Origin of the sequence: Aquimarina macrocephali JAMB N27, from assembly GCF_000520995.1 — a bacterium.
Classification (GTDB): domain Bacteria; phylum Bacteroidota; class Bacteroidia; order Flavobacteriales; family Flavobacteriaceae; genus Aquimarina; species Aquimarina macrocephali.
This window is the reverse complement of the sequence record NZ_JACA01000034.1, coordinates 77241-100965: the sequence shown is the minus strand read 5'-3', so window position 1 is coordinate 100965 and position 23725 is coordinate 77241. Positions and strand designations below refer to the sequence as shown.

Sequence of the window (23725 nt, the reverse complement as noted above, 5' to 3'; positions counted from 1 at the left end):
ATTATGAACGAGATATTCAAACATTTTAACAACAATAACAGAAGACATTTTTTAAAAAAAATTGGATTAGGTATTGGAGGTGTTGCACTGGGTTCGATATTGGACCCAATAACTATGTTTACAGCACCAAATACTGCCGAGGGTCTGAACCTTGGGACAAGTACTTTGAAACTGCCACATTTTGCTCCAAAAGCAAAACGAGTTATTTATCTTTTTCAAAGTGGTGGTCCTTCACAATTGGATTTATTCGATTATAAGCCAAAGCTAACAGACATGAGAGGTAAGGACTTGCCTGAGTCAGTGAGAAAAGGCCAGCGATTGACAGGGATGACTTCGGGGCAATCTAATTTTCCTTTGGCAGATAGCAACTTTTCTTTTAAACAATATGGAGAATCCAGAGCTTGGGTTAGTGATTTGATGCCATATGTTTCTAAGATAGTAGACGAACTTTGTTTTGTGAAATCTATGCAGACTGATGCCATAAATCACGATCCTGCTATCACATTTTTTCAGACAGGTTCTCAGCAATCAGGAAGACCAAGTATAGGCTCTTGGATGAGTTATGGCTTAGGAAGTCTTAATGATAATTTACCTGCTTTTTCTGTCCTGTTAAGTAGAGGAACTGGTCGTCCAAACGGCCAACCATTGTATTCTAAACTATGGGGAAATGGATTTTTGAGTTCTTTACATCAGGGAGTACAATTTCGATCTGGGAAAGATCCGGTTCTGTATCTTAAAGACCCTGAAGGAATGTCGAGAGCAGACAGAAGAAGTATGTTGGATTATTTAAGTGAATTAAACCACAAGCAGGAAACAGAGTTTGGAGATCCGGAAATTAATAGCAGGATTGCTCAATATGAAATGGCATACAGAATGCAGACTTCAGTACCCGAAACTATGAACATTGATGATGAGCCAGAACATGTTTTTAGAATGTATGGTTCTGATTCGCAGATCCCAGGAACCTACGCTGCCAATTGTATCTTAGCTAGAAGACTTGTAGAAAAAGATGTACGTTTTGTGCAATTATATCATATGGGGTGGGATCAACATGATAACCTCCCTTCACAAATAGAAAAACAAGCTAAAGATGTGGATCAAGCTACTGCAGCTCTTATTATGGATTTGAAACAAAGAGGTTTATTAGAAGATACATTAGTGATTTGGGGAGGAGAATTTGGTAGAACAAATTATAGCCAGGGAACCTTAACAGAGACCAATTACGGGCGTGACCACCACCCAAGATCTTTTACACTCTTTATGGCGGGCGGTGGCGTAAAACCAGGATTTACCTATGGAGAGACCGATGAGTTGGGCTACAATGTAGTAAAAGACCCGGTTCATATTCACGATTTTCAGGCCACAATGATGCATTTAATGGGAATAGATCATACGAAGTTTACTTTTAAGCATCAGGGAAGAAGGTTCCGGTTAACAGATGTTCATGGTAATGTGATAAACGATTTAATTGTTTAAATAAGATAATTATGGATAGAAGAAGTTTTTTGCAGAAATCGGCATGTGTTTCCGCTGGGATATTAACTTTACCCGGGTATTCTGGGGCATTTTCTTTTGATTCTTATAAGGACCTGGTTATTGGGCATAATTCTCATCAATATAAAATAGATATGAAATGGGGTAATTTGGACCCGATGAAAGTGCCAGTGCAAGATTGCCATGAAATTATTCAGGATTCTAAGGGGCGCATTGTAATGCTTACCAATCATATCAAAAATAATATTATCATTTATGATAAATCAGGAAAACTAATAGAAACGTGGGGGACTGTCTATCCCGGAGCTCATGGATTAACCCTGTCGGTTGAGAATGGAGAAGATTTTTTATTCATTACTGATTATGAACGCCATCAAGTTATTAAAACTACTATTGATGGTAAAAAAATAATGACCGTTGATTATCCAGTTGAAACTGGTAAATATAAAACTAAGGAAGAATTCAGGCCTACAGAAACTACTGTTTTAGAAAACGGAGATTTTTATGTTGCAGATGGTTATGGAAATCAATTCATATTACACTATAATTATAAAGGGGAACTTTTAAATATATTCGGAGGAAAAGGAACAGAAGATCACCAATTCTTAAATGCCCACGGTATATGTTTTGATCATAGAGATAAAGCTAATCCTACATTGTTAGTAACTGCACGAGAACAGAATACTTTAAAAAGATTTAGTCTGGAAGGAAACTATTTATCATCGATAAAAGTTCCTGGGGCACTAATATGTAGACCTGTCATTCATGATAGTGATATTTATTTTGCAGTACTAAAATCAAGAGAAGCAACCTATGATGATTCTGGGTTTTTATTGATAATGAATGAGAAGAATGAAGTAATTTCTTGTCCAGGGGCAACACCACCGGTGTATAAAAAAGATACTCTAACAGAATTGTACCAGACTATAAAATTATTTAGACATCCGCACGATGTATGTATAGATGAAGACGGTAGTATATACGTAACACAATGGAATTCTGGACAAACTTATCCTATAAAATTAACCCGAATATGAAGAAATTATGGAAAATTGGGTTGTTTGTATGTTTATGTTCTTGTAAAAATACAAATGGACAAGAGGTAAGATATACACAGCAGGAAAATATACAATTGGCTAGTCCAAGAATTGAGGCGAAAAATGTAATTCTAGACACTTCATCAAGGATTATAGCTTCATTACGATTAAATGAAGCAGAAATTTATTATACGGATGATGGCAGTGAACCTACACAAACATCACAAAAATATAATAGTACTATCTCTGTTTCAAACCCTGGGACATATACTTTTAAAGCATTTCACTCTGATTTTAAACCCAGTGATGTTAAAGCGATTTCTTTTTATGCTAAAGGAATTGATATTTCAAATATTTCTTTACTTACCCCATTAAGTAAACAATATCCCGGACAAGGAAAAAACACCCTGGTAAATCATAAAAAAGGAACTTCAAATTTCAAGGATGATCAATGGATAGGAATAGTAGAACCTCTGGTAACTATAGTAGATTTTAAAGATAAAGTGTTTTTAGAATCTATAGATATTGGGTATCTGGTAAATACGAGTGCCTGGATTTTTCCGATAGAGGATGTTATTATTTCATTCTCTCAGGATGGGGTAAATTTTATAGAATTTGAAACTGATGAACCAATAGAAAAACTTAATAAAGATGTATCAAAACTAGATAACCTTCATATCTCTATTCTAAAAGAAATGAAGAAAATAAAAATAGAAATACAGAATGTAAAATCTATTCCCAAATGGCATCAAGGAAAAGGTAATCCTGCTTGGTTGTTTATGGATGAATGGATTTTTAATACAAGAAACAATAAGTAATACCTATGAACTTCGTCTTATTTAATTTATTTTTTCTTTTTTCAGAAACAGTAGTACCTGTAGAGAATTCTATAGATAATATTCCTGAATTTGTACTGTTTTTAGGACGTTTTCATCCGTTGATATTACATCTTCCGATAGGAGGATTACTACTAGTGTTTTATTTTGATGTGATAGGGCGCATTCGTAAAAAACATACAGATACTCTTGTTAAAACCGGATTAGGTTTTAGCGCAATTTTTGCATGTTTAGCATGTATTCTGGGGTACTTTTTATCATTAGAAGGAGGGTATGAAGTTCAAACAACGAATATTCATATGTGGACAGGAATTGGTACTTCAGGTTTAATAATTTTATTATATATTTTAAAAAAACAAGAGCGTTATAAAAAACTATTCTTTTTTTTGTTTGTAACCTCTATCATCTTAATAGGTATAACAGGACATTATGGAAGTGTGTTAACACATGGAGATAGTTTTATTACACAATATTCGCCGTTAAGAGTAAAAAAAGAAAAACCTCAAGTTATTGATAGTCTTCGGTATTTTTCTGATGTAGTACACCCCATTTTAGATGCCAAGTGTATACAATGTCACAATGCGACAAAGCAAAAAGGAGAATTGTCACTGATTTCTGAAGCGACGATTTTAGAAGGAGGTGAAAATGGAAGAGCTTTACAATCAGGAAAAGCTTTAAATAGTCGTATAATTAAACGAATCTTATTGCCTTTAGAAGATGAGAAACATATGCCACCAGAAGGAAAAAATCAAATCACTTCAGATGAGATTTGGTTATTGAAACATTGGATAGATAATGGAGCCGATTTTAATAAAAAAGCACTAGCTTATCATAAGAATGATACACTAACTGGTCTATTACAAAATTATCTAAAAAAAGATACTAAAATTACCTCTGAAGCTTCTGTAAATGCCTTAAATGATGTAATAGAAGTAGGGTTTTTGGTAAATAGAATAGTAGCAGATCAACCGTACTTAAGAGTTAAATATGTAAAAGATTCGATTACAGAAGATGCAGTAACAGAATTAAAAGAAATAGCAGATCAATTAGTAGAGTTAGATCTTAATAATACGTTGCTTACAGACGATATGACCAAAGGTCTTAGACATCTTAAAAAAATAAAGAAGCTACGTTTGGACAATACCAAAATCTCTGATGCAACTATTAAGTATTTAGAAGATTTAGAAGACTTAGAAGTTCTAAATATTTATAATACGTTAGTAGGTAATAAAGGAATAGCATCCTTGATTGAAAAAATAAATCTAACAGATATATATGTTTGGAATACAAAAGTAGATGAGAGCTTTACTAAGGAATTAATGAGAAGTAATCAAACTATTATCCATAACGGAGTTTTTGAGGGTTTTACAGAAATTATGCCTTTAAAACCTCCAAAACTGATCACAGAACAAACAATATTCTCAGATAGTTTAATAGTTGCTTTTGATGAACAAATATTTAAAGCTACGATACGATATACACTAGATGGTACAGATCCAGATAGTACTTCGGTTAAATATACTAAACCTATAAAAATCGCTGATTTTACCAAGTTAAAAGCAAAAATGTATAAGGAAAACTGGTTACCAAGTCCAGTTTTAGAAAGAGATTTTTTTAAGATAAAACATGAAGTAAAGAATTTTGATATAGTACATAGACCGTCAGAACGATATCCAGGAGCAGGTAAGATATTTGATTTTATAGAAGGGAGTCTACTTTTTTCTGATGGTAAATGGACAGGATATGAAGGAGAGAATTTAATTACTACGATCAATTTTGATGAACCCAGATCTATTGAGAATGTATCAATTAGTTGTCTGCAAGATTCAGGATCCTGGATTTTGTTTCCGAAAATGATTGAGGTATATGTTAGAAATGAAAATACTTCATTTAAGAAAATTAGTACATCAAATTATAATGTAACCAATGCAAAAGAAGCAATAGAAATAAAGAAAAAACACTTTACACTAAATGTTCCTAAAACAGACGCTAAGTACATAAAGGTAGTAGTTCATAATTTAAAAAAACTTCCATCTTGGCATCAAGGAGCAGGAAAAGCCTCATGGCTCTTTGTAGATGAAATATTAATATGGTAGAATAAAGAATAATGAAAAAACAATTTCTGATAACCCTGACACTTCTAATATTGTTAGGTTGTAAAACCGATGAAAAAAGAATGTATTCAGAAGAGGATATTCATATTATCCCAAAACCAGAAATGGTAAAAATCAATTCGGGAGTATTCGAATTTAATGAAGATACCAAGTTTTTTATTTCAAATGATATACAAGACGAGTCGATTCGTGTTTTAAAAGATAAATTTAAAACAGCAGTTGGATGGGATTTGAAAACGACAGAAGAACAACCAAAAAATAACTATATAACTTTTACGATTGACGAGAATAGTAAACCAGAAGCATATGAGCTTAAAGTGGATAACAATCGTATAGAAATCATAGCAAATAGCTCAGTTGGCTTTTCATATGCAATACAAACGATACGTCAATTACTACCTCCCGAGATAGAAAGCAAAGCTAAATTAGAAAATAGAACTTGGGAAATTCCAAATGTAGAAATTAAAGATACCCCCCGTTTTAAATGGAGAGGATTAATGTTAGATATCTCTCGTCATTTTTTTGATAAAGAATACATAAAGGAGGTAATTGATGGTTTGGCTATGCATAAGATGAATGTATTACACCTGCATTTAGTTGATGATCAGGGATGGCGTATAGAAATAAAAAAATACCCAAAACTTACCGAGATAGGGGCATGGAGAGTAGATCAGGAGGATTTACATTGGAATGCCAGACTACCGGTAAAATCAGAAGATAAAGGTACTTATGGAGGTTTTTTGACTCAAGAAGAATTAAGAGAATTGGTTAAATATGCACAATCTAGAAATGTAGAGGTTATACCCGAAATAGAAATGCCCGCTCACATATCTAGTGCGATTGCCGCATACCCACATTTATCATGTTTTGAAAATCAGATAGGAGTACCATCAGGTGGAGTTTGGCCAATTACAGATATATATTGTGCAGGAAAAGAAAGTACGTTTACTTTTTTAGAAGATGTATTAGTTGAGGTTATGGAAATATTTCCTTCAAAATATATACACATAGGTGGGGATGAGGCGACTAAAACTAATTGGGAGAAATGCCAGCATTGCCAGAAACGAATAACAGAAGAAGGATTGCAAAACGAAGAAGAATTACAGAGCTATTTTGTAAAACGAATGGAGAAATTTATAAATTCTCATGGTAAGAAATTAGTAGGCTGGGATGAGATTTTAGAAGGAGGATTAGCTCCTGATGCTACTGTGATGAGTTGGAGAGGCGTAAAAGGAGGACTAGAAGCCGCAGCACAAGGACATGATGTAGTCATGACACCTGGAACTCATTGCTATTTTGATCATTATCAAGGACCACAAAATGAAGAACCATTAGCAATAGGTGGATACACACCATTAAGTAAAGTATATCAATTTGATCCTGTAGTAGATTCAATGACTGCAGAAGAAGCTGGGCATGTGCTTGGTGGGCAAGCAAACTTATGGTCAGAATACATCCCTACCAAAGAACACTCACAATATATGATTTACCCTCGATTGGCAGCCTTGTCAGAAGCAGTATGGAGTACTAAAAATCAGAAAGATTGGGATGATTTTTCAAAAAGAATTACCAGTATGTTTCAACGGTATGAATATTTAGGAATTAATTATGCTAAAAGCTCTTATTTAATACGACCAGAAGTCGAAACAAATTTAGAAAAGAAATCAGTTTCATTAACACTACAAAGCGAATACACTAATGCAGATATACGATATGTATTAAACAATAATAGATTAGAGGATACTCCTGTTAAATATGAGAAACCAATTATATTAACCCAAACTACAATAGTTAAGGCATCAATATTTAAAGAGAACAAACCGATTGGTAAAGTATTTCAGGATACCATTGTATTTCATAAAGGAGTAGCCAGTAATGTAGTGTATACTATTCCTTATAGTGATCGATATACGGGAACAGGAAAATCTACATTGGTAAATACCTTAAGAGGAACCAAAAATTTTCAGGATGGCCAATGGCAAGCGTGGTTAAAGGATGATATGGAGGTTATCATAGATCTTGAAAAAGAAGATACCATAAATCAGGTAATTGTTGGATCAATGGAACATCAAGGCCCGGGAATATATTTTCCGGTAGCAATAGAAGTTTTTACGGGAATAGACGGAAAAGATTTTAAAAAAATAGGAGAAGTAAAACGATCCTATGCGGCTAATTCTACTATTGAATTAAAAGATTTTAAAATTAATTTCGAGAAGCATGTTGCAAGATTTATTAAAGTGAAAATAGCAAATTTAAAAGAAAACCCAAGAGGAGGAGATACTTGGTTATTTATAGATGAGATTTTAATTGATTGATAATTAATATTTTAAGGTGAATCAGATGAGATATATAAGAACGATTTGCATGTTTGTTTTGTTGATTACTGGAAACCTGATAGTTGCACAAGACGAAAAGCCAACAGAAAAAGAACGATTGTCCTGGTTTGAAGATGCCAAACTAGGAGTATTCATTCACTGGGGATATTATGGCGTGAATGGAATAGCAGAATCCTGGTCATTATATCACAAAAAAATCTCATATGAAGAGTATATGAAGCAGGGCAATGGATTTACTGCTAAGCATTATGACCCTGTGAAATGGGCTAAACTGTTTAAGAAAATTGGAGCGAGATATTCTGTAATGACTACCAAACACCATGATGGAGTAGCTTTATGGGATACCAAATACAGTGATCTAAATGTTAAAGAAAAAACACCTGCTAATAGAGATTTAATAGCTCCTTATGTAGAAGCACTTAGAAATGAAGGATTAAAAGTAGGATTATACTATTCTTTATGTGACTGGTCGCATCCTGATTATGATGTTGTATTCCCAAGGCCTGATACTAAAAACGATTACCCTCAAAAGGGATTGGAGAATCTAACAAAGTGGGAACGATTTATTAGATTTTATAAAGGGCAATTAAAAGAACTAAGTAATCGATATCAACCAGATTTATATTGGTTTGATGGAGATTGGGAAAAATCAAGTGAAGAATGGAGAGCGCAATCATTAAAAGACTCATTACTATCCTGGAACCCTAAAACCATTGTGAATTCTCGATTAAAAACATATGGAGATTATAGTACTCCCGAACAAGGGATTCCTGTGGTAAGACCAAAAGGTCCCTGGGAATTTTGTATGACCATGAATGATAATTGGGGGTATTATCCTTCAGATACGAATTACAAGCCATTTTCGCAGATTATTAGAACGTTTGTTGAGGTGATAGCCTCAGGAGGAAACTTACTGCTTAATATTGGAATGAAACCAGATGGAACAATCCCTAAAGAACAAGAAGAACGATTAGAAGTACTAGGAAGTTGGATTGACATACATAAAAAAGTTGTTTTCGATACTAAAGCAGGATTGCCATATGGCCACTTTTATGGTCCCACACTACTAAGTAAGGATACTACAAAATTGTATTTATGTCTGTTTGATGAACCTAAGAATTATATCTCTTTAAAAGGAATTCAGAATAAAATAAAATCAATTAAAGTAGTCGGAAAAGAACAAGAATTAACTTTTGTTCGAAACGGAGGAGCATCCTGGAACAATATTCCGGGAATTGTAAGAATAGAAGTTCCTAAAAATGAAAACTTAAATACCTATGTAACTGTTTTGGAAGTAGAATTAGAAGGAGAATTGAAGTTGTATAGAGGTCATGGAAATGCTGTAGAATTGAATTAACAATAGATGATATAGCAGTTAATACATAAAAGAAGTAAAAGATGAAAGATAGACTAATATGGAGTTGTTTGATGGTGATATCACTACTATCCTGTAAAGAACAAAATGTAGAAAAGGCAGAAAGTAAAGAAACCGTTCTAACACAAAGTTTGGTAGATTATGTGAACCCATTAATGGGAACCGACTCAGCTTTTGACTTATCTAACGGTAATACCTATCCTGCAATTGCAACTCCCTGGGCAATGAATTTCTGGACACCCATGACTTCAAAAATGGGAGATGGATGGACTTATAAATATGATGAGAACAAAATAAGAGGAATAAAACAAACGCATCAGCCAAGCCCTTGGATCAACGATTACGCGGCATTTTCAGTGATGGCTGTAACAGGAGATCTCAAGTATAAAGAAGATGAAAGAGCCTCCTGGTTCTCTCATAAAGCAGAAACCGTAAAACCATATCATTACAAGGTGTATTTAGCAGATTATGATGTGGTAACCGAGGTTACACCTACAGAGCGAGCAGCACATTTTAAATTTACATTTCCCGAAGCTGAACAATCCTATATTATGCTGGATGCTTTTTTTAAAGGCTCTATGGTAAAAATTATTCCAGAAGAACGTAAGATAATTGGTTATTGTAGAAATAATAGTGGAGGTGTTCCAGATAATTTTCACAATTATTTTGTGGCCGAATTTGATAAAGATTTTGAAATAAATCATACCTGGGGGGATGGATGGGAATTAGTAGAAAATTCAAAAGAAAATGAAGGGGAGCATGTGGGGGCTATAATAGGTTTTGAAACTAAAAAAGGAGAAACAGTACATGTAAAAGTCGCATCATCCTTTATCAGTCCAGAACAAGCACAATTAAATTTGAACCGGGAAATAGGAAACGATACATTCCAACAAACTCAAATAAAGGCCAAAAAGGCTTGGGAAAAAGAGTTAAGTAGAATTAAGATAGAAGATGATAATTTAGATCATATCAAAACTTTTTATTCCTGTCTATATAGAGTGTTACTTTTTCCAAGGAAATTCTATGAATTTAATGAAAAGAACGAAGTGGTACACTATAGCCCATATAATGGAAAAGTGCTACCAGGTTATATGTTTACGGATAATGGATTTTGGGATACCTTCAGAGCAGTATTTCCATTCTTCAATATGATGTACCCAGAATTGAATAGTCATATAATGGAAGGATTGACCAATACGTATAAAGAATCGGGATGGCTCCCCGAATGGGCTAGCCCCGGACATAGAGATTGTATGATTGGCTCTAATTCAACACCAATAATAGCAGATGCATTTTTAAAAGAAATCCCTAACATAGACATAGAAACCTTATTCGAAGCGATTCTAAAAAATGCAACAACATCAGAAGGACGTCCATTGTCTAATGGTAAGGAAATACGTTCTGTAGGAAGAGAAGGGGTTGATTATTATAATAAACTTGGATATGTCCCTTATGATGTTAATATCAATGAAAATGCAGCAAGAACATTAGAGTATGCATATGCCGATTTTACCATTGCTAAAATGGCAGAAAAATTAGGAAAAAAAGAGATCGCAAAAACATTCTATGAGCGATCTAAAAACTATAAAAATTTGTTTGATCCTACTACAAAACTGATGAGAGGAAAGAATGAAGATGGTAGTTTTCAATCTCCTTTTAACCCCTTAAAATGGGGAGATGCCTTTACTGAAGGTAATAGTTTGCATTATACATGGTCTGTTTTTCATGACATAGAAGGTTTGATTGAGCTAATGGGCGGAAAATCTGAATTCGAAAAGCAGCTGGATCATGTGTTTAATATGCCACCCGAATTCGATGCTTCTTACTACGGGTTTACAATTCATGAAATTAGAGAAATGCAAATTGTAAATATGGGGAACTATGCCCATGGTAATCAACCTATCCAACATATGATTTACCTCTATAATTATGCTAATGCTGGGTATAAAACTCAAGAAAAAGTACGTGAAGTGTTAACTAAGCTATATTCGGCAACACCAGATGGATACTGTGGAGATGAGGATAATGGACAAACCTCTGCCTGGTATGTTTTTAGTGCATTAGGGTTTTATCCGGTTACCCCGGGAGTAAACCAATATGTAATAGGAAGTCCATTGTTTAAGAAAGCTGTAATTACATTAGAAAACGGAAATGAATTTGTAGTCAATGCTCCAGAAAATAATCAAGAAAATGTTTATATCCAGTCCGTTTCATTAAACGGAAAAGCATATCAGAATAGTTATTTAAATTATGAAGTAATTCAGCAAGGAGGACGTTTAGATTTCAAAATGGCTAATACTCCAAATAAAGATTGGGCAAACTCAAGTGAAGAGGTGCCATACTCTTTAAGTAAGGAATAGTTTTAATTATAAAAGAGACCTTCATGGATTACATCTATAAGGTGTTATATAAAGATTAGAGAAGATGAATAGTATTGTTTTTAAAAAGACGTATTTTTTGAAGCTATGGGTAATAATTATGGTATTGTTTTTCTCTTGCCAAAAGGAAACTAAAGTAGAAAAGACAAAAGAAAATAACACTTCTAAAAAGTTGTCAATTGATGTTACAGAGTATGTAAATCCGTTTATCGGAACCTCAAACTTTGGTACAACCAATCCAGGACCAATTGCAGTAAGAGGAATGGCAAGTGTTTCCCCTTTTAATGTAGCAGGACAACAAAATCTTCCTTTAGAAAAAGATAGTCGTTGGTTTTCTACACCTTATGTTCACGAAAATAAGTATTTAACAGGTTTTAGTCATGTAAACCTTAGTGGGGTAGGATGTCCAGAACTAGGGGTGATCCTCGCAATGCCAACCACAGGAGCAATCCAAACCGATCATTCTTTATATGGCAGCACCTATTCTAATGAAGTTGCAAAAGTAGGTTACTATTCTAATGTATTGGATAAATATAATATTAAAGTAGAAACAACAGCTACAACCAGAACAGGAATAAGCAAATATACTTTCCCAAGAGGAGAATCTAATATAGTACTCAATCTGGGATTAGGGCTTACGAATGAACAAGGAGGAATGATCAAAATAGTATCTTCAACAGAAATAGAAGGAATACGTTCTGTAGGGGCGTTTTGTTATTATAAGCCAGAAGAAGCATATCCGGTATATTTTGTAGCTCGATTTTCAAGACCAGCAGACGAATTTGGAGTGTGGAAAAAACCAAAGATACATAAGGGGATTGAAGCACAGTGGATGGGGTATAACGGAAAAGAAAGAATAAAGAAAGGGTATACAAAAGAGGTAGTAGGAGATAGTATTGGAGGATATATGAAGTATCATTTTGAAGCCCCTACACAAGTAGAAATGAAAGTAGGAATCTCGTATGTAAGTATTGAGAATGCCAGAGAAAATTTAGAAAAAGAAACTTCAGGTAAAGCTTTTGATCAAATTAGACAAGAAACCAAGGAAAACTGGAATCAATACTTATCAAAAATTGAAGTAGAAGGAGGGAAAAAAGAAGATAAAATAAAGTTCTATACAGCTCTATATCATACACTTATACATCCGAATATTTTGAATGATATAAATGGAGAATACCCTAAAATGAAAACCAGGGAAACCTTAAAAACAAAAGGAACCAGATATACTGTTTTTTCACTGTGGGATACCTATAGGAATTTACATCAGTTAATGAGCTTGGTATACCCAAAACAACAATCAGATATGATGAAGAGTATGTTGCAGATTTATGATGAAACAGGGTGGCTGCCCAAGTGGGAATTAAATGCAACAGAAACAACAACCATGGTTGGGGATCCGGCAGGAATCATTATTGCAGATACTTACCTCAGAGGAATTAAGGATTTTGATATTGAAAAAGCATATAAAGCTATGCTTAAAAGTGCAGATCAATTACAAGATAACCCGCTACGTCCTGGGATCAATGACTATATTAAAAAAGGATATCTCACCACCAAAACGACTACTAGTGGATCAGTATCTACCACACAAGAATATAATATTACAGATTTTGCCATAGCACAATTAGCAAAAGAACTAGGAAAGGATGAAGACTATCAGCGTTTTTCTGACAGGTCATTGTCTTATAGAAAACTATTCGATAAAAAATTTAATTTATTACGGCCTAAAAATGATGATGGAAGTTGGTTATCTCCTTACAATCCAGATACCGGAGCCAATTTTGTGAAAAATCCAGGGTTTATAGAAGGAAATGCCTGGCAATATACTTTTATGATTCCACACGATATCCCAGGATTAAAAAAACTTATGGGTGGTGATCAACCATTTTTAGAACAATTGCAGAAAGTTTTTGACAATAAGCAATATGACATGGCTAATGAACCAGATATAGCATACCCCTTCTTGTTTAATTACATAAAAGGAGAAGAATGGAGAACGCAAAAAACAGTCAATGAACTCCTGGAAACTTATTATAAAAATGCTCCGGATGGGTTACCAGGAAATGATGATACAGGCACCATGTCTGCTTGGGCAATATTTTCGATGATGGGGATATATCCAGTTTCACCAGCTCAACCCATATATACATTTTGTACTCCAAAATTTGAAAAAATTACGATTCATTTAGATAAAGAATATTATAAAAATGATAAGATCGTAATCACCTCTACCATCCCTGAAAAAGAAACTTTTATAGATGCAGTTATAGTAAATGATAAAGAATATCAGGACTATTTTATCTCACATCAAGAATTAATTAACAAAGGAAGATTACAGTTTATTTTGAAATAAATAAGATTGACCACTTTATTATAAATTCTAATATATGAAAAATACCAATCCAATTCATTTTTTATTGTTATCTACTTTGATGATGGTAGTGTCTAGTATAGAAATAATAGCTCAGGAACATCACGAAGAAGAGCGCTATGTCCCAGAAACAGATACTATAGTGCTTAAAAAACTGGAAGAATGGCAAAATTTAAAGTTTGGGTTGTTGATGCATTGGGGTACATATAGTCAATGGGGGATTGTAGAATCATGGTCCTTATGCCCCGAAGAATATGAATGGTGCGAGCGTAAAAAAGGGACTAATCCTAATGATTATAATGTTTATAAAAAAGAATACGAAGGACTTAAAAAAACTTTTAATCCTTTCAACTTTGATCCTGAAAAATGGGCAAAAGCAGCTAAGAATGCCGGGATGAAATATGTAATTTTTACTACAAAACATCATGATGGCTTCTCAATGTTTGACTCTAAGTATACCAATTATAAAATAACGGACTCAGAAACTCCCTTTTCTAAAAACCCAAAATCTAATATTACCAAGGAGATTTTTGATGCTTTTAGAAAAGAGACATTCTGGACAGGAGCTTATTTTTCGAAACCAGATTGGCATTCTCCTTATTATTGGGATCCTTATTTTCCACCAAAAGATAGAAACGTGAACTATCAACCCGAAGTTTACCCAGAAAAATGGAACAAATTTGTGGCATTTACACATAATCAAATATTGGAATTGCTTACCGATTACGGAAAAATCGATATTCTTTGGTTAGATGGTGGATGGGTTTCAAAATCTCCGAAAAAAGATATCCTAAATTGGTATGAGCGTAAGCTTCAAAAAGAACAAAATGGATATTTAAAGCATCGTATGGTAAATCAGGATATCAAAATGGATGAACTCGTGATTAAAGCCAGAAAAAAGCAACCTCAACTGATTGTGGTGGATAGAGCAGTCCACGGAAAAAATCAAAATTATTTGACCCCAGAGAATAGAGTTCCCAAAAAACCACTTCCATACCCATGGGAGTCCTGTATCATATCGGGGGGTGGGTGGTCCTGGACACCAGATGCAAAATATATGTCAGGAAGAGAAGCAATACATACATTGGTAAATATTGTTGCGAAAGGAGGAAACCTTTTATTAAATATTGCTCCTAATGCTATGGGAGAATGGGATGAAGGTGCATACATACTACTTGAAGAAATTGGTGAATGGATGAAAATAAATAGTGAAGCCATATATGATACAAGATCGATATCTCCCTACAAATTTGAAAATATTTGTATTACAAGTAAGAAAGATGGAACAGTCTACCTCATCTATCTGATAGAAGAAGGAAGAACAGAAATACCTTCCAAAATTATGTTCTCTGGTTATGTGCCTTCAGACAAAGCAAAATTAAAACTACTTGGGTTTGACATTCCTTTAAAATGGATAAGAAAAGATAATTCCATGGAGATAAACATTCCAGAAAAAATTAAAACTCAGCTTTTGAATACTTCCGCTTTTGTAGTAAAAATTAATAAATAAGGGAATTTGTTTATCACTATAATTTAAAAAGAAAATGCTGTAGTAAGCGACTTCTATTATAAATCAATTCAATGTTATCTAACCTTTTTGAGTTGTCATTGATCGAAAAATTTATATAAAAATTAACATTAGAGTAACATTTGTACTGTCGATATAGAAATAAATTAACTAAAAGAAGATAGTATGATTGATAAATTACTGATTTTTTTAACAATTGTGTTGTGTTTATCAAGTAATGTAACATTAGCACAAAGTAAAAAAACCGTTTCTGGTATTGTAACGGGTGAAGACGGGGTACCACTAGTTGGGGTGAATGTGATTGAAAAAGGAACATCTAATGGTACATCAACAGATTTTGATGGGAACTATACTGTTGTAGTTTCAGATCCATCAGGTATTTTAATATTTTCCTCTCTTGGATTTGAAGGAAAAGAAATTGCCATAAATGGAAAGGCAAATATAAATGTAACATTAGCTGCAGATTCTGAAGAACTAGGAGAGGTAGTAGTAACGGCTTTAGGGATAAAGAAAACTACTAAAGCTCTAGGGTATTCTTTAACCGAAGTTGGTGGAGAAGAATTGTCTACAATTAAATTAACCAATGCAGTAAACTCATTGCAAGGAAAAATTGCTGGAGTTAATGTTACTCAAAATTCAACAGGTGCAGCCGGTTTGAGTAGAGTAATCATAAGAGGTTCAAGTTCATTAACCGGAAACAATCAACCTCTATATGTTGTTGATGGTATTCCGATTAGTAATAATAATAATGGATCTGCTGGTTTATGGGGAGGCTCGGATGGAGGAGACGGGATTTCTAGTATCAATCCCGATGATATTGAATCTGTAAGCGTATTAAAAGGTGGAGCAGCCTCCGCGTTATATGGTTCGAGAGCTGCAGGAGGAGTTATTATAGTGACAACAAAATCAGGTAAAGAGCAAAAAGGTTTTGGAGTAGAAATCAGTAGTTCTGTAACATTTGATAAAGTAGACACATCATTACAGGATTTTCAGACTGAATATGGTCAGGGTAGACGAGCAACCAAACCTGTAAATCAGGAAGAAGCGCTGGATGTAGGTCTATCTTCATGGGGAGAAAGACTAGATGGTTCTAGTGTTATACAATGGGATGGTGTATCTAGACCATATTCGTATGTAGGTAGTAATTTGGACCATTTTTATAGAACAGGAACGACATATATTAATTCTGTTGCATTAACAAATGGAGGAGAGAATTTTAATTACAGATTTTCTGTTTCAGATCTGACTAACGATGATATTACTCCAAATTCTGGATTGAATAGAAAAACATTCTCATTGAATTCGGGTGCGGTTATGGCAGAAAAACTTACAACTCAGGTAAATGTAAAGTATGTTGTAGAGAAAGTTATGAATAGACCTCGTTTGTCTGATGCTCCAGGAAATGGAAACTTTACGGTGTCTAACTTATCTCCAAATGTAGATGTTAGATTTATGAATCCAGGAGCAAATGAAGATTTAACAGAACGACAATATTCGTCAAATACGTTTTCTCAAAACCCATACTTTGCTGCTTATAATTTTAGAAATGAAGACACAAAAAATAGAATCATAGCTTCGACATCTTTACGATACGATATTTTTGATTGGTTATATGTTTCTGGTAGAGCAGGTGTAGATCACTATACAATTAGAAGAACAGCAGTAGAGCCTTTTGGTACTGCTTTTAAACCACTGGGAGGTATTGAAGAGAGAGAAATTAGATATAGTCAGGTTGATGCAGATTTAATACTTGGAGTAGAAAAAAATATAACAGACAGACTAGCCACAAATGTTTTTATTGGAGCAAATGGAAATAGTGTCTCCCAGGAAACAAAAATACTTAGAGGAAATGATTTTATAGTACCCGGATTAGAACAATTTGGGAATACAGTTAATCAATCTTCAGCGAATATTTTTGGAGCAGACAGGGACAACCCAGGTAATGGAAAACGGAAAATAGGATCTTTATATGGATCTGTTGAACTCTCTTATGATGGATTTGCTTACTTAACTTTTACAGGAAGAAATGATTGGTTTTCTACATTATCATTTCCAGGAAAAACAACTCCAAATGATGATTTTTACTCTTCTGTAAGTGCAAGTTTTATCTTGTCGGAAGCATTAGAATTACCCGAGAAAATTAATTTCTTAAAGCTAAGAGCCGGGTATTCAAATGTAGCAGGAGGAGCACAGGATCCATATCAATTGGCCTTGACATATGAGATTTTTGGACAAGGACATTTAGGGCAACCTCTAGGAGCTATAGCAGGGAATCAAGTCCCTAATGCTGATCTGGTAGCATTCAATAAAAGCGAATTTGAAGTAGGCTTAGACGCTAGATTCTTTAATAGTAGATTGTCATTTGATATTGCATACTATACAAATGAAACAACCAATGATATAGTTCCGGTTGGTACTTCTGTATTTTCAGGGTATTCAAGTGCTTTAGCAAATATTGGAGAAGTAGAAAATAAGGGAATTGAATTTTTAGTGTCAGGGACACCTATAAAAACTGAAAATTTCAGTTGGGAAACTAGTATCAATGGAGCCCATAACACAGGAAAAGTAATAGCAACTAATGCAGAAGAAGGAGAAATTAGTTTGGGAGAACCCAGATCCAGAAATGTAGAAATTAAACAAATTGTTGGAGAAGCATACGGAACTATTTTTGGCGTATCCTATGTGAGAGATGATAATGGAAATATAGTATATGAAATTGACGGAGATGGTGTTCCACTTGCACAAAGAGGAGAGCGAAAAATTCTGGGAAAAGGAGTTCCTCCTTTAACATTAGGATTTACAAACACAATTACCTATAAGAATTTAATATTGAACTTTTTGATCGATGGTAAGTTTGGAGGACAGGTTTTTTCGGGAACTAATACTGTTACCTATGGAAACGGATTACATAAAGGTACTCTGGCTGGTAGAGAAAATGGATTAACGGTTACAGGTGTTAATGCAGAAACCGGAGCAGAGTTTACCACAACAGTAGCTCCAGAAGATTTACAAACATATTATGGTAGAATTAGTGGAATCGCAGAAGAATTTGTTGAAGATTCAGATTACATAAAATTCAGACAATTAAGTTTAGGATATAGTTTACCAGGTAAGTTGCTGGATAATACTTTTTTTGATAGTGCTACAATTTCTGTAATAGCTTCTAACCTGTTCTATATTATGCGAACAGTAGATAATATAGATCCAGAAAGTGCTTATAATGTTGGTAATGCACAAGGTCTTGAATATTTTGGACTTCCTTCTACCAGAAGTTACGGATTAAATGTGAATTTAAAGTTTTAAAAAAAAGAATCATGAAAAAATCAATTTATATAATATTCCTGACAATAATATTGGGTTCATGTGATCAAGGTTTTGAAGAATTAAATGTTGATCCTACTAAGCCAACACAAGTAAGTGTAGTAAATAAGTTATCTGCTACACAACTATATACATCAGGAGAAAGATACGAGAATTGGAGAGCGAATCTAATTTATTGCTCTACTATGATGCAACATATGTCTACAACAGCTGGGTATTGGGCTGGAGATAAATATACTTTAAATGAAGGATATGCTTCTTCTATGATTGATAGGATTTATGGGAATGCGGTAAAAACATTAGAAGATATGTTAGTTCAACTGGAAGAAGAAGCACACCCAGAAGAAATGAAAGCGATCACCAGAATACATCGTGTTTTTGTATTTCATAGATTGACAGATTTGCATGGGGATATCCCATATAGTGAAGCAGGTAAGGCTTCTTTAGAAGGAGTACTTAAACCAAAATATGATGCGCAAAGTGAAATTTATGCTGATATGTTAAAAGAACTCGAAGAATCAGCTGCTGCTTTGGGCACGGGTACTTCAGGTTTTGGCTCAGGAGATTTAATGTTTAATGGAGATCAGGAAAAGTGGAAAAAGTTTGCTTATTCTATGATGTTACGTTTAGGATTGCGATTGATTAAAGCAGACCCTGCAGCTTCTCAACAATGGGTTACAAAAGCTATTACAGGAGGTGTTATGACATCTAATGATGATATCGCTTATATTCAGCATACAGCAGGCCCAGAAGGAATTAACAAAAATGGAATCGGAGAGGTTTTTACCGCAGATGGAAACCCTCGCCTGAGTAAAACATTTGTAGATTTCTTAACCGGAGATCCGAGATTGCCTATCCTTGGAGCACGAAGAAGTGACGGTAGTACAGCTCCGGCAGACCAAAAGGGATTACCTAATGGGTTAGATTCTAGCTCTCTAATGGCATTGACAGGTGAAGAGGATACAGATGCTTATACAGAACCGAATAGAAGTATTATTACAGGAGAAGATGCTCCAATGTTTTTCCAAACCTATGCAGAAGTCGAATTTATGCTAGCAGAAGCAGCACATAGATGGGGTCTTGCAGGAGGCGATCCAGAATCACATTATAATGCAGGAGTACGTGCTGCCATGAAAATGTTAGAATTATATGGCGCAGCAGGATCAATTGCAGATGCCGATATTGATCAATATTTAATTGATAACCCTTTTGTTGCAGCCAATGCATTAGAACAAATCAATACACAGTATTGGGCAGCAACATTTTTGAATGAGTATGAGGCATTTGCCAATTGGAGAAGAACAGGATATCCTGTCTTAGTTCCCGTTAATTACCCAGGCAATGTTACTAATGGAACTATACCAAGAAGATTAACATATGCTACTAGTGAACAAAGTAATAATACCGAAAATTATAATGCAGCCATCTCAAGCCAAGGACCAGATGTATTAACCACAAGAATGTGGTGGGATAAAGAATAGTTTACATGTTTTTTGAATCCTTTTATTACCCAAATTGATGAAGGGGAAATTAATTTTCCCTTCATCTTTTTTAGAAATAGATTTTTGATGAAATGAAGATTACTAACTCATATCTGTATTGTATTCCCGTTGTACTATTAGTATTACTTTTTTTTAATGAAAGAGAAAAGGTTGATAATACTACCCAGAAAAGGTTTTCAATATTAGATTCTTCTTATAGTGGAGTAACCTTCTCAAATACAATAAAAGATACAAGAGAGAAAAACATATTAAAATATGCCAACTTTTATGGAGGTGCCGGAGTTGGGGTTGGTGATTTTAATAATGATGGTTTACAAGATTTATATTTTGCAGGAAATATGGTCCCTGATAAAGTATATTTTAATCAAGGAAATCTTGTTTTTAAAGATGTAACCAAACAAGCAGGAGTGAAAGATGATGGGGGTTGGTCTACAGGAGTAACCATTGCAGATGTTAATAATGATGGATATGTTGATGTTTATGTGAGTAGAGAACTCTATGATGATAAACCAGAATGGAGAACTAACCTATTGTATATTAATAATAGAGATGGAACTTTTATAGAATCTGCCGCTAAGTATGGCATTGCAGATTCTCAAAGAACCAGACATGCTACTTTTTTTGATTATGATAAAGATGGATTTTTGGATTTACTTTTATTAACACAACCTCCCAATCCTGGAAGTTATTCAGATTATTTTGGAACAAAATTACTTCAACCCGAGTATCATATCAAATTACTAAAAAATACAGGGAAAGAGTCTTTTGTAGAAGTGACAGAAGCAGCAGGACTCATGCGAACAGGTTTTCCCAATGCCGTATCTGCCAGTGATATAAATGGTGATGGATGGACAGATATTTACATAGCAAACGATTTTTATGCACCAGATTTTCTTTTTGTAAATAATAAAGATGGCACTTTTACTAATCAGGCTGATTATGCATTAAATCATATGTCTTATTATAGCATGGGAGTAGATATTGCAGATATTAATAATGATGGTTTGTTGGATGTTTTTGTAGTAGATATGGTGTCTGAGGATAATTTTCGTTCTAAATCTAATATGAGTGGAATGAATCCGAAAGCTTTTCAGAAAGTAGTAAAAAATGGAGGGCATCATCAATATATGTATAATACTGTTCAACTCAATAATGGCAATTCAACTTTTAGTGATATTGCTCAGTTAACGAATATGGCAGCTACCGATTGGAGTTGGGCTAATCTTATTGCAGATTTTGATAATGATGGATTAAAAGATGTATATATCACAAATGGATTGCTACGTGATATTCGTAATACCGATGCAGATAAAAAAGTTGGAGAGTTTATTACTGAAACAGCAAATAAATGGATAAAGCAAAATCCTAATGCAGGAGCGGTTAGTATTTGGGAAATACTGGATTTGGATAAAGCATTATCACTAATACCATCGCAACCATTGCAAAATTATGCTTTTAAAAACTACGGAAATCTAAAATTCAAAAAAACAATAAATGAATGGGGACTAGACCAAGAATCTTTTTCAAATGGAGCCGCTTATGCCGATTTGGATAATGATGGTGATCTGGATATTGTGGTAAATAATATCAATAAAGAAGCATTTATATATCGCAATAATTCTGAGAAAATATCGACATCTAATTTCCTTAGAGTTCAATTGTCAGACAAACAAGGAAAACCTGTTTTTGGAACTAGGATACAACTATATTGTGGAGATGATGTACAAACTCAGGAGACTACCAATGTTAGAGGGATTTATTCGACCAGTGAGCCTTTAGTGCATTTTGGAGTTGGTAATTATAAAAAAATAGATAGTCTAATTGTTACCTGGCCTAATGGCTTGAAAACAATACAAAAGAATATTTCGGCAAATAAATTATTACCAATAGAAATGAACGATGCTTCTGTTACGAATATTAGTAGGACAGATATGCATAAAAACCCCTTTTTATTTACAGAAAATACTACATCATTTGGGATTGATTTTAAACACCATGAAAACGTATTTGATGATTACGTCAATCAATTATTATTACCACACAAATTGTCTCATTTTGGGCCAGCTTTGGCCGTAGGAGATGTTAATAATGATGGTTTAGAAGATGTATTTATAGGAGGAGCCACAGGGTTTGATGCAGAACTTTATATTCAAACTAAGGAAAATAAATTTGTGAGAAATACTAAAAATTTCTGGAAAAAAGAAAACGCTTACGAAGATGTAGATGCAATGTTTGCCGATGTAAATGGAGATGAGTTTTTGGATTTATACGTAGTAAGTGGCGGTAATGAATATCCAAAAAATGACCCTCACTATATAGATCGATTATATCTTAATGATGGGAAAGGAAACTTTTCTAAAGGGGCAATCCTTAATGTAAATCGCCATAGCGGATCAAAAGTAATAGCAGAAGATTATGATAAAGACGGTGATATAGATTTTTTTGTTGGAGGCAGAGTTATACCACATCAATATCCAATGCCGGCTACAAGCATGCTCTTAAGTAATGAAAATGGTCAATTGATAAATGTTACAGATAAGATAGCCCCAGAACTAAATGATATTGGGATGGTAACAGATGCGGTTTGGGTCGACTATGATAATGACAATGATATTGATCTTATACTCGTAGGAGAATGGATGCCCATTACTTTATTTAAAAATGAAGATGGTAAGTTATATAAAGAAACTAATGAATCTTTAAAAAACTCATCAGGATGGTGGTTTAGTATCGAAAAAGGAGATTTTGATAATGATGGAGATATAGATTTTATAGCAGGTAATATCGGTTTAAATTATAAGTATAAGACATCCAAAGAAACTCCTTTTGATATCTATTATGATGATTTTGATAATAATGGTAGCGATGATATAGTTTTGGGATATTACAATAAAAACAAGCACTATCCATTAAGAGGGTTTTCATGTTCGGCAGAACAAATACCTCTCCTTAAAAAAGAGATTGGTAAGTATGATTTGTTTGCGTCTTTAGAAATCAATCAGGTTTATGGTGAAAAAAAATTAGAAGGGGCATTACACTATAAAACAGAAACTTTTGCTTCTTCTTATATCGAAAATTTAGGAAAAGGAGTATTCAAGATTTCACCTTTACCATACCAAGCACAGTTTTCGAGTATTAATGATATTATGGTTAAAGATTTCAATAAAGACGATCATCTGGATGCATTAATGGTTGGAAATTTATTTGTATCGGAAATAGAAACGCCAAGAAATGATGCAGGAACAGGAGTGTTAATGTTAGGAGATGGTAAAGGCAATTTTTCTACTTCATTAGGAAAAGAAAGCGGTTTTTTTGCTAGGAAAGATGCTAAAAAAATTGAAATACTTAATGATAAGGATGGTAAAAAAGTATTGATAGCAAATAATGATGGGATACTTCAGTCCTTTATTCTAAAAACAAATTAAAATAACTT

At 33.9% G+C, this 23725-nt stretch carries 12 protein-coding genes; all 12 read left to right on the top strand.

Annotated elements, in window-relative coordinates:
• The first annotated feature begins 3 nt into the window (after positions 1-3).
• Positions 4-1476 carry a DUF1501 domain-containing protein gene (locus tag Z054_RS0118330; RefSeq protein WP_024771499.1) on the top strand — a complete coding sequence of 491 codons (1473 nt, stop codon included), beginning with the start codon at positions 4-6 and terminating at the stop codon, positions 1474-1476.
• An 11-nt stretch (positions 1477-1487) separates the two neighbouring features.
• Positions 1488-2531, top strand: a complete 1044-nt coding sequence (locus Z054_RS0118325) for an NHL repeat-containing protein (protein WP_024771498.1) — start codon at positions 1488-1490, stop codon at positions 2529-2531.
• Positions 2528-3349: a chitobiase/beta-hexosaminidase C-terminal domain-containing protein gene (locus Z054_RS0118320; protein ID WP_024771497.1), complete on the top strand. Its 822-nt coding sequence runs from the start codon at positions 2528-2530 to the stop codon at positions 3347-3349. The genes Z054_RS0118325 and Z054_RS0118320 overlap by 4 nt, the downstream gene beginning before the upstream one ends.
• A gap of 5 nt (positions 3350-3354) precedes the next feature.
• Positions 3355-5463, top strand: coding sequence for an FN3 associated domain-containing protein (locus tag Z054_RS0118315; RefSeq protein ID WP_024771496.1), 2109 nt, complete (start codon positions 3355-3357; stop codon positions 5461-5463).
• An 11-nt stretch (positions 5464-5474) separates the two neighbouring features.
• On the top strand, positions 5475-7796 hold the full coding sequence (locus Z054_RS0118310) for a glycoside hydrolase family 20 protein (protein WP_024771495.1): 2322 nt from the start codon (positions 5475-5477) through the stop codon (positions 7794-7796).
• A gap of 25 nt (positions 7797-7821) precedes the next feature.
• Positions 7822-9174: an alpha-L-fucosidase gene (locus Z054_RS0118305; protein ID WP_024771494.1), complete on the top strand. Its 1353-nt coding sequence runs from the start codon at positions 7822-7824 to the stop codon at positions 9172-9174.
• A 41-nt stretch (positions 9175-9215) separates the two neighbouring features.
• Positions 9216-11552, top strand: a complete 2337-nt coding sequence (locus Z054_RS0118300) for a GH92 family glycosyl hydrolase (protein ID WP_024771493.1) — start codon at positions 9216-9218, stop codon at positions 11550-11552.
• A gap of 64 nt (positions 11553-11616) precedes the next feature.
• Complete coding sequence (locus tag Z054_RS0118295) at positions 11617-13923, top strand: GH92 family glycosyl hydrolase (protein ID WP_241461424.1); 2307 nt, start codon at positions 11617-11619, stop codon at positions 13921-13923.
• Between the two features lie 34 nt (positions 13924-13957).
• On the top strand, positions 13958-15451 hold the full coding sequence (locus Z054_RS0118290) for an alpha-L-fucosidase (RefSeq protein ID WP_024771491.1): 1494 nt from the start codon (positions 13958-13960) through the stop codon (positions 15449-15451).
• A 183-nt stretch (positions 15452-15634) separates the two neighbouring features.
• On the top strand, positions 15635-18772 hold the full coding sequence (locus tag Z054_RS0118285) for a SusC/RagA family TonB-linked outer membrane protein (RefSeq protein WP_024771490.1): 3138 nt from the start codon (positions 15635-15637) through the stop codon (positions 18770-18772).
• A gap of 11 nt (positions 18773-18783) precedes the next feature.
• Positions 18784-20271 (top strand): SusD/RagB family nutrient-binding outer membrane lipoprotein, encoded by a 1488-nt coding sequence (locus Z054_RS0118280; RefSeq protein WP_024771489.1) that lies wholly within the window; start codon positions 18784-18786, stop codon positions 20269-20271.
• A gap of 92 nt (positions 20272-20363) precedes the next feature.
• The gene (locus tag Z054_RS0118275) at positions 20364-23717 is read left to right on the top strand and encodes a VCBS repeat-containing protein (RefSeq protein ID WP_024771488.1); all 3354 of its coding nucleotides are present in this window, start codon (positions 20364-20366) and stop codon (positions 23715-23717) included.
• Positions 23718-23725 lie beyond the last annotated feature (8 nt).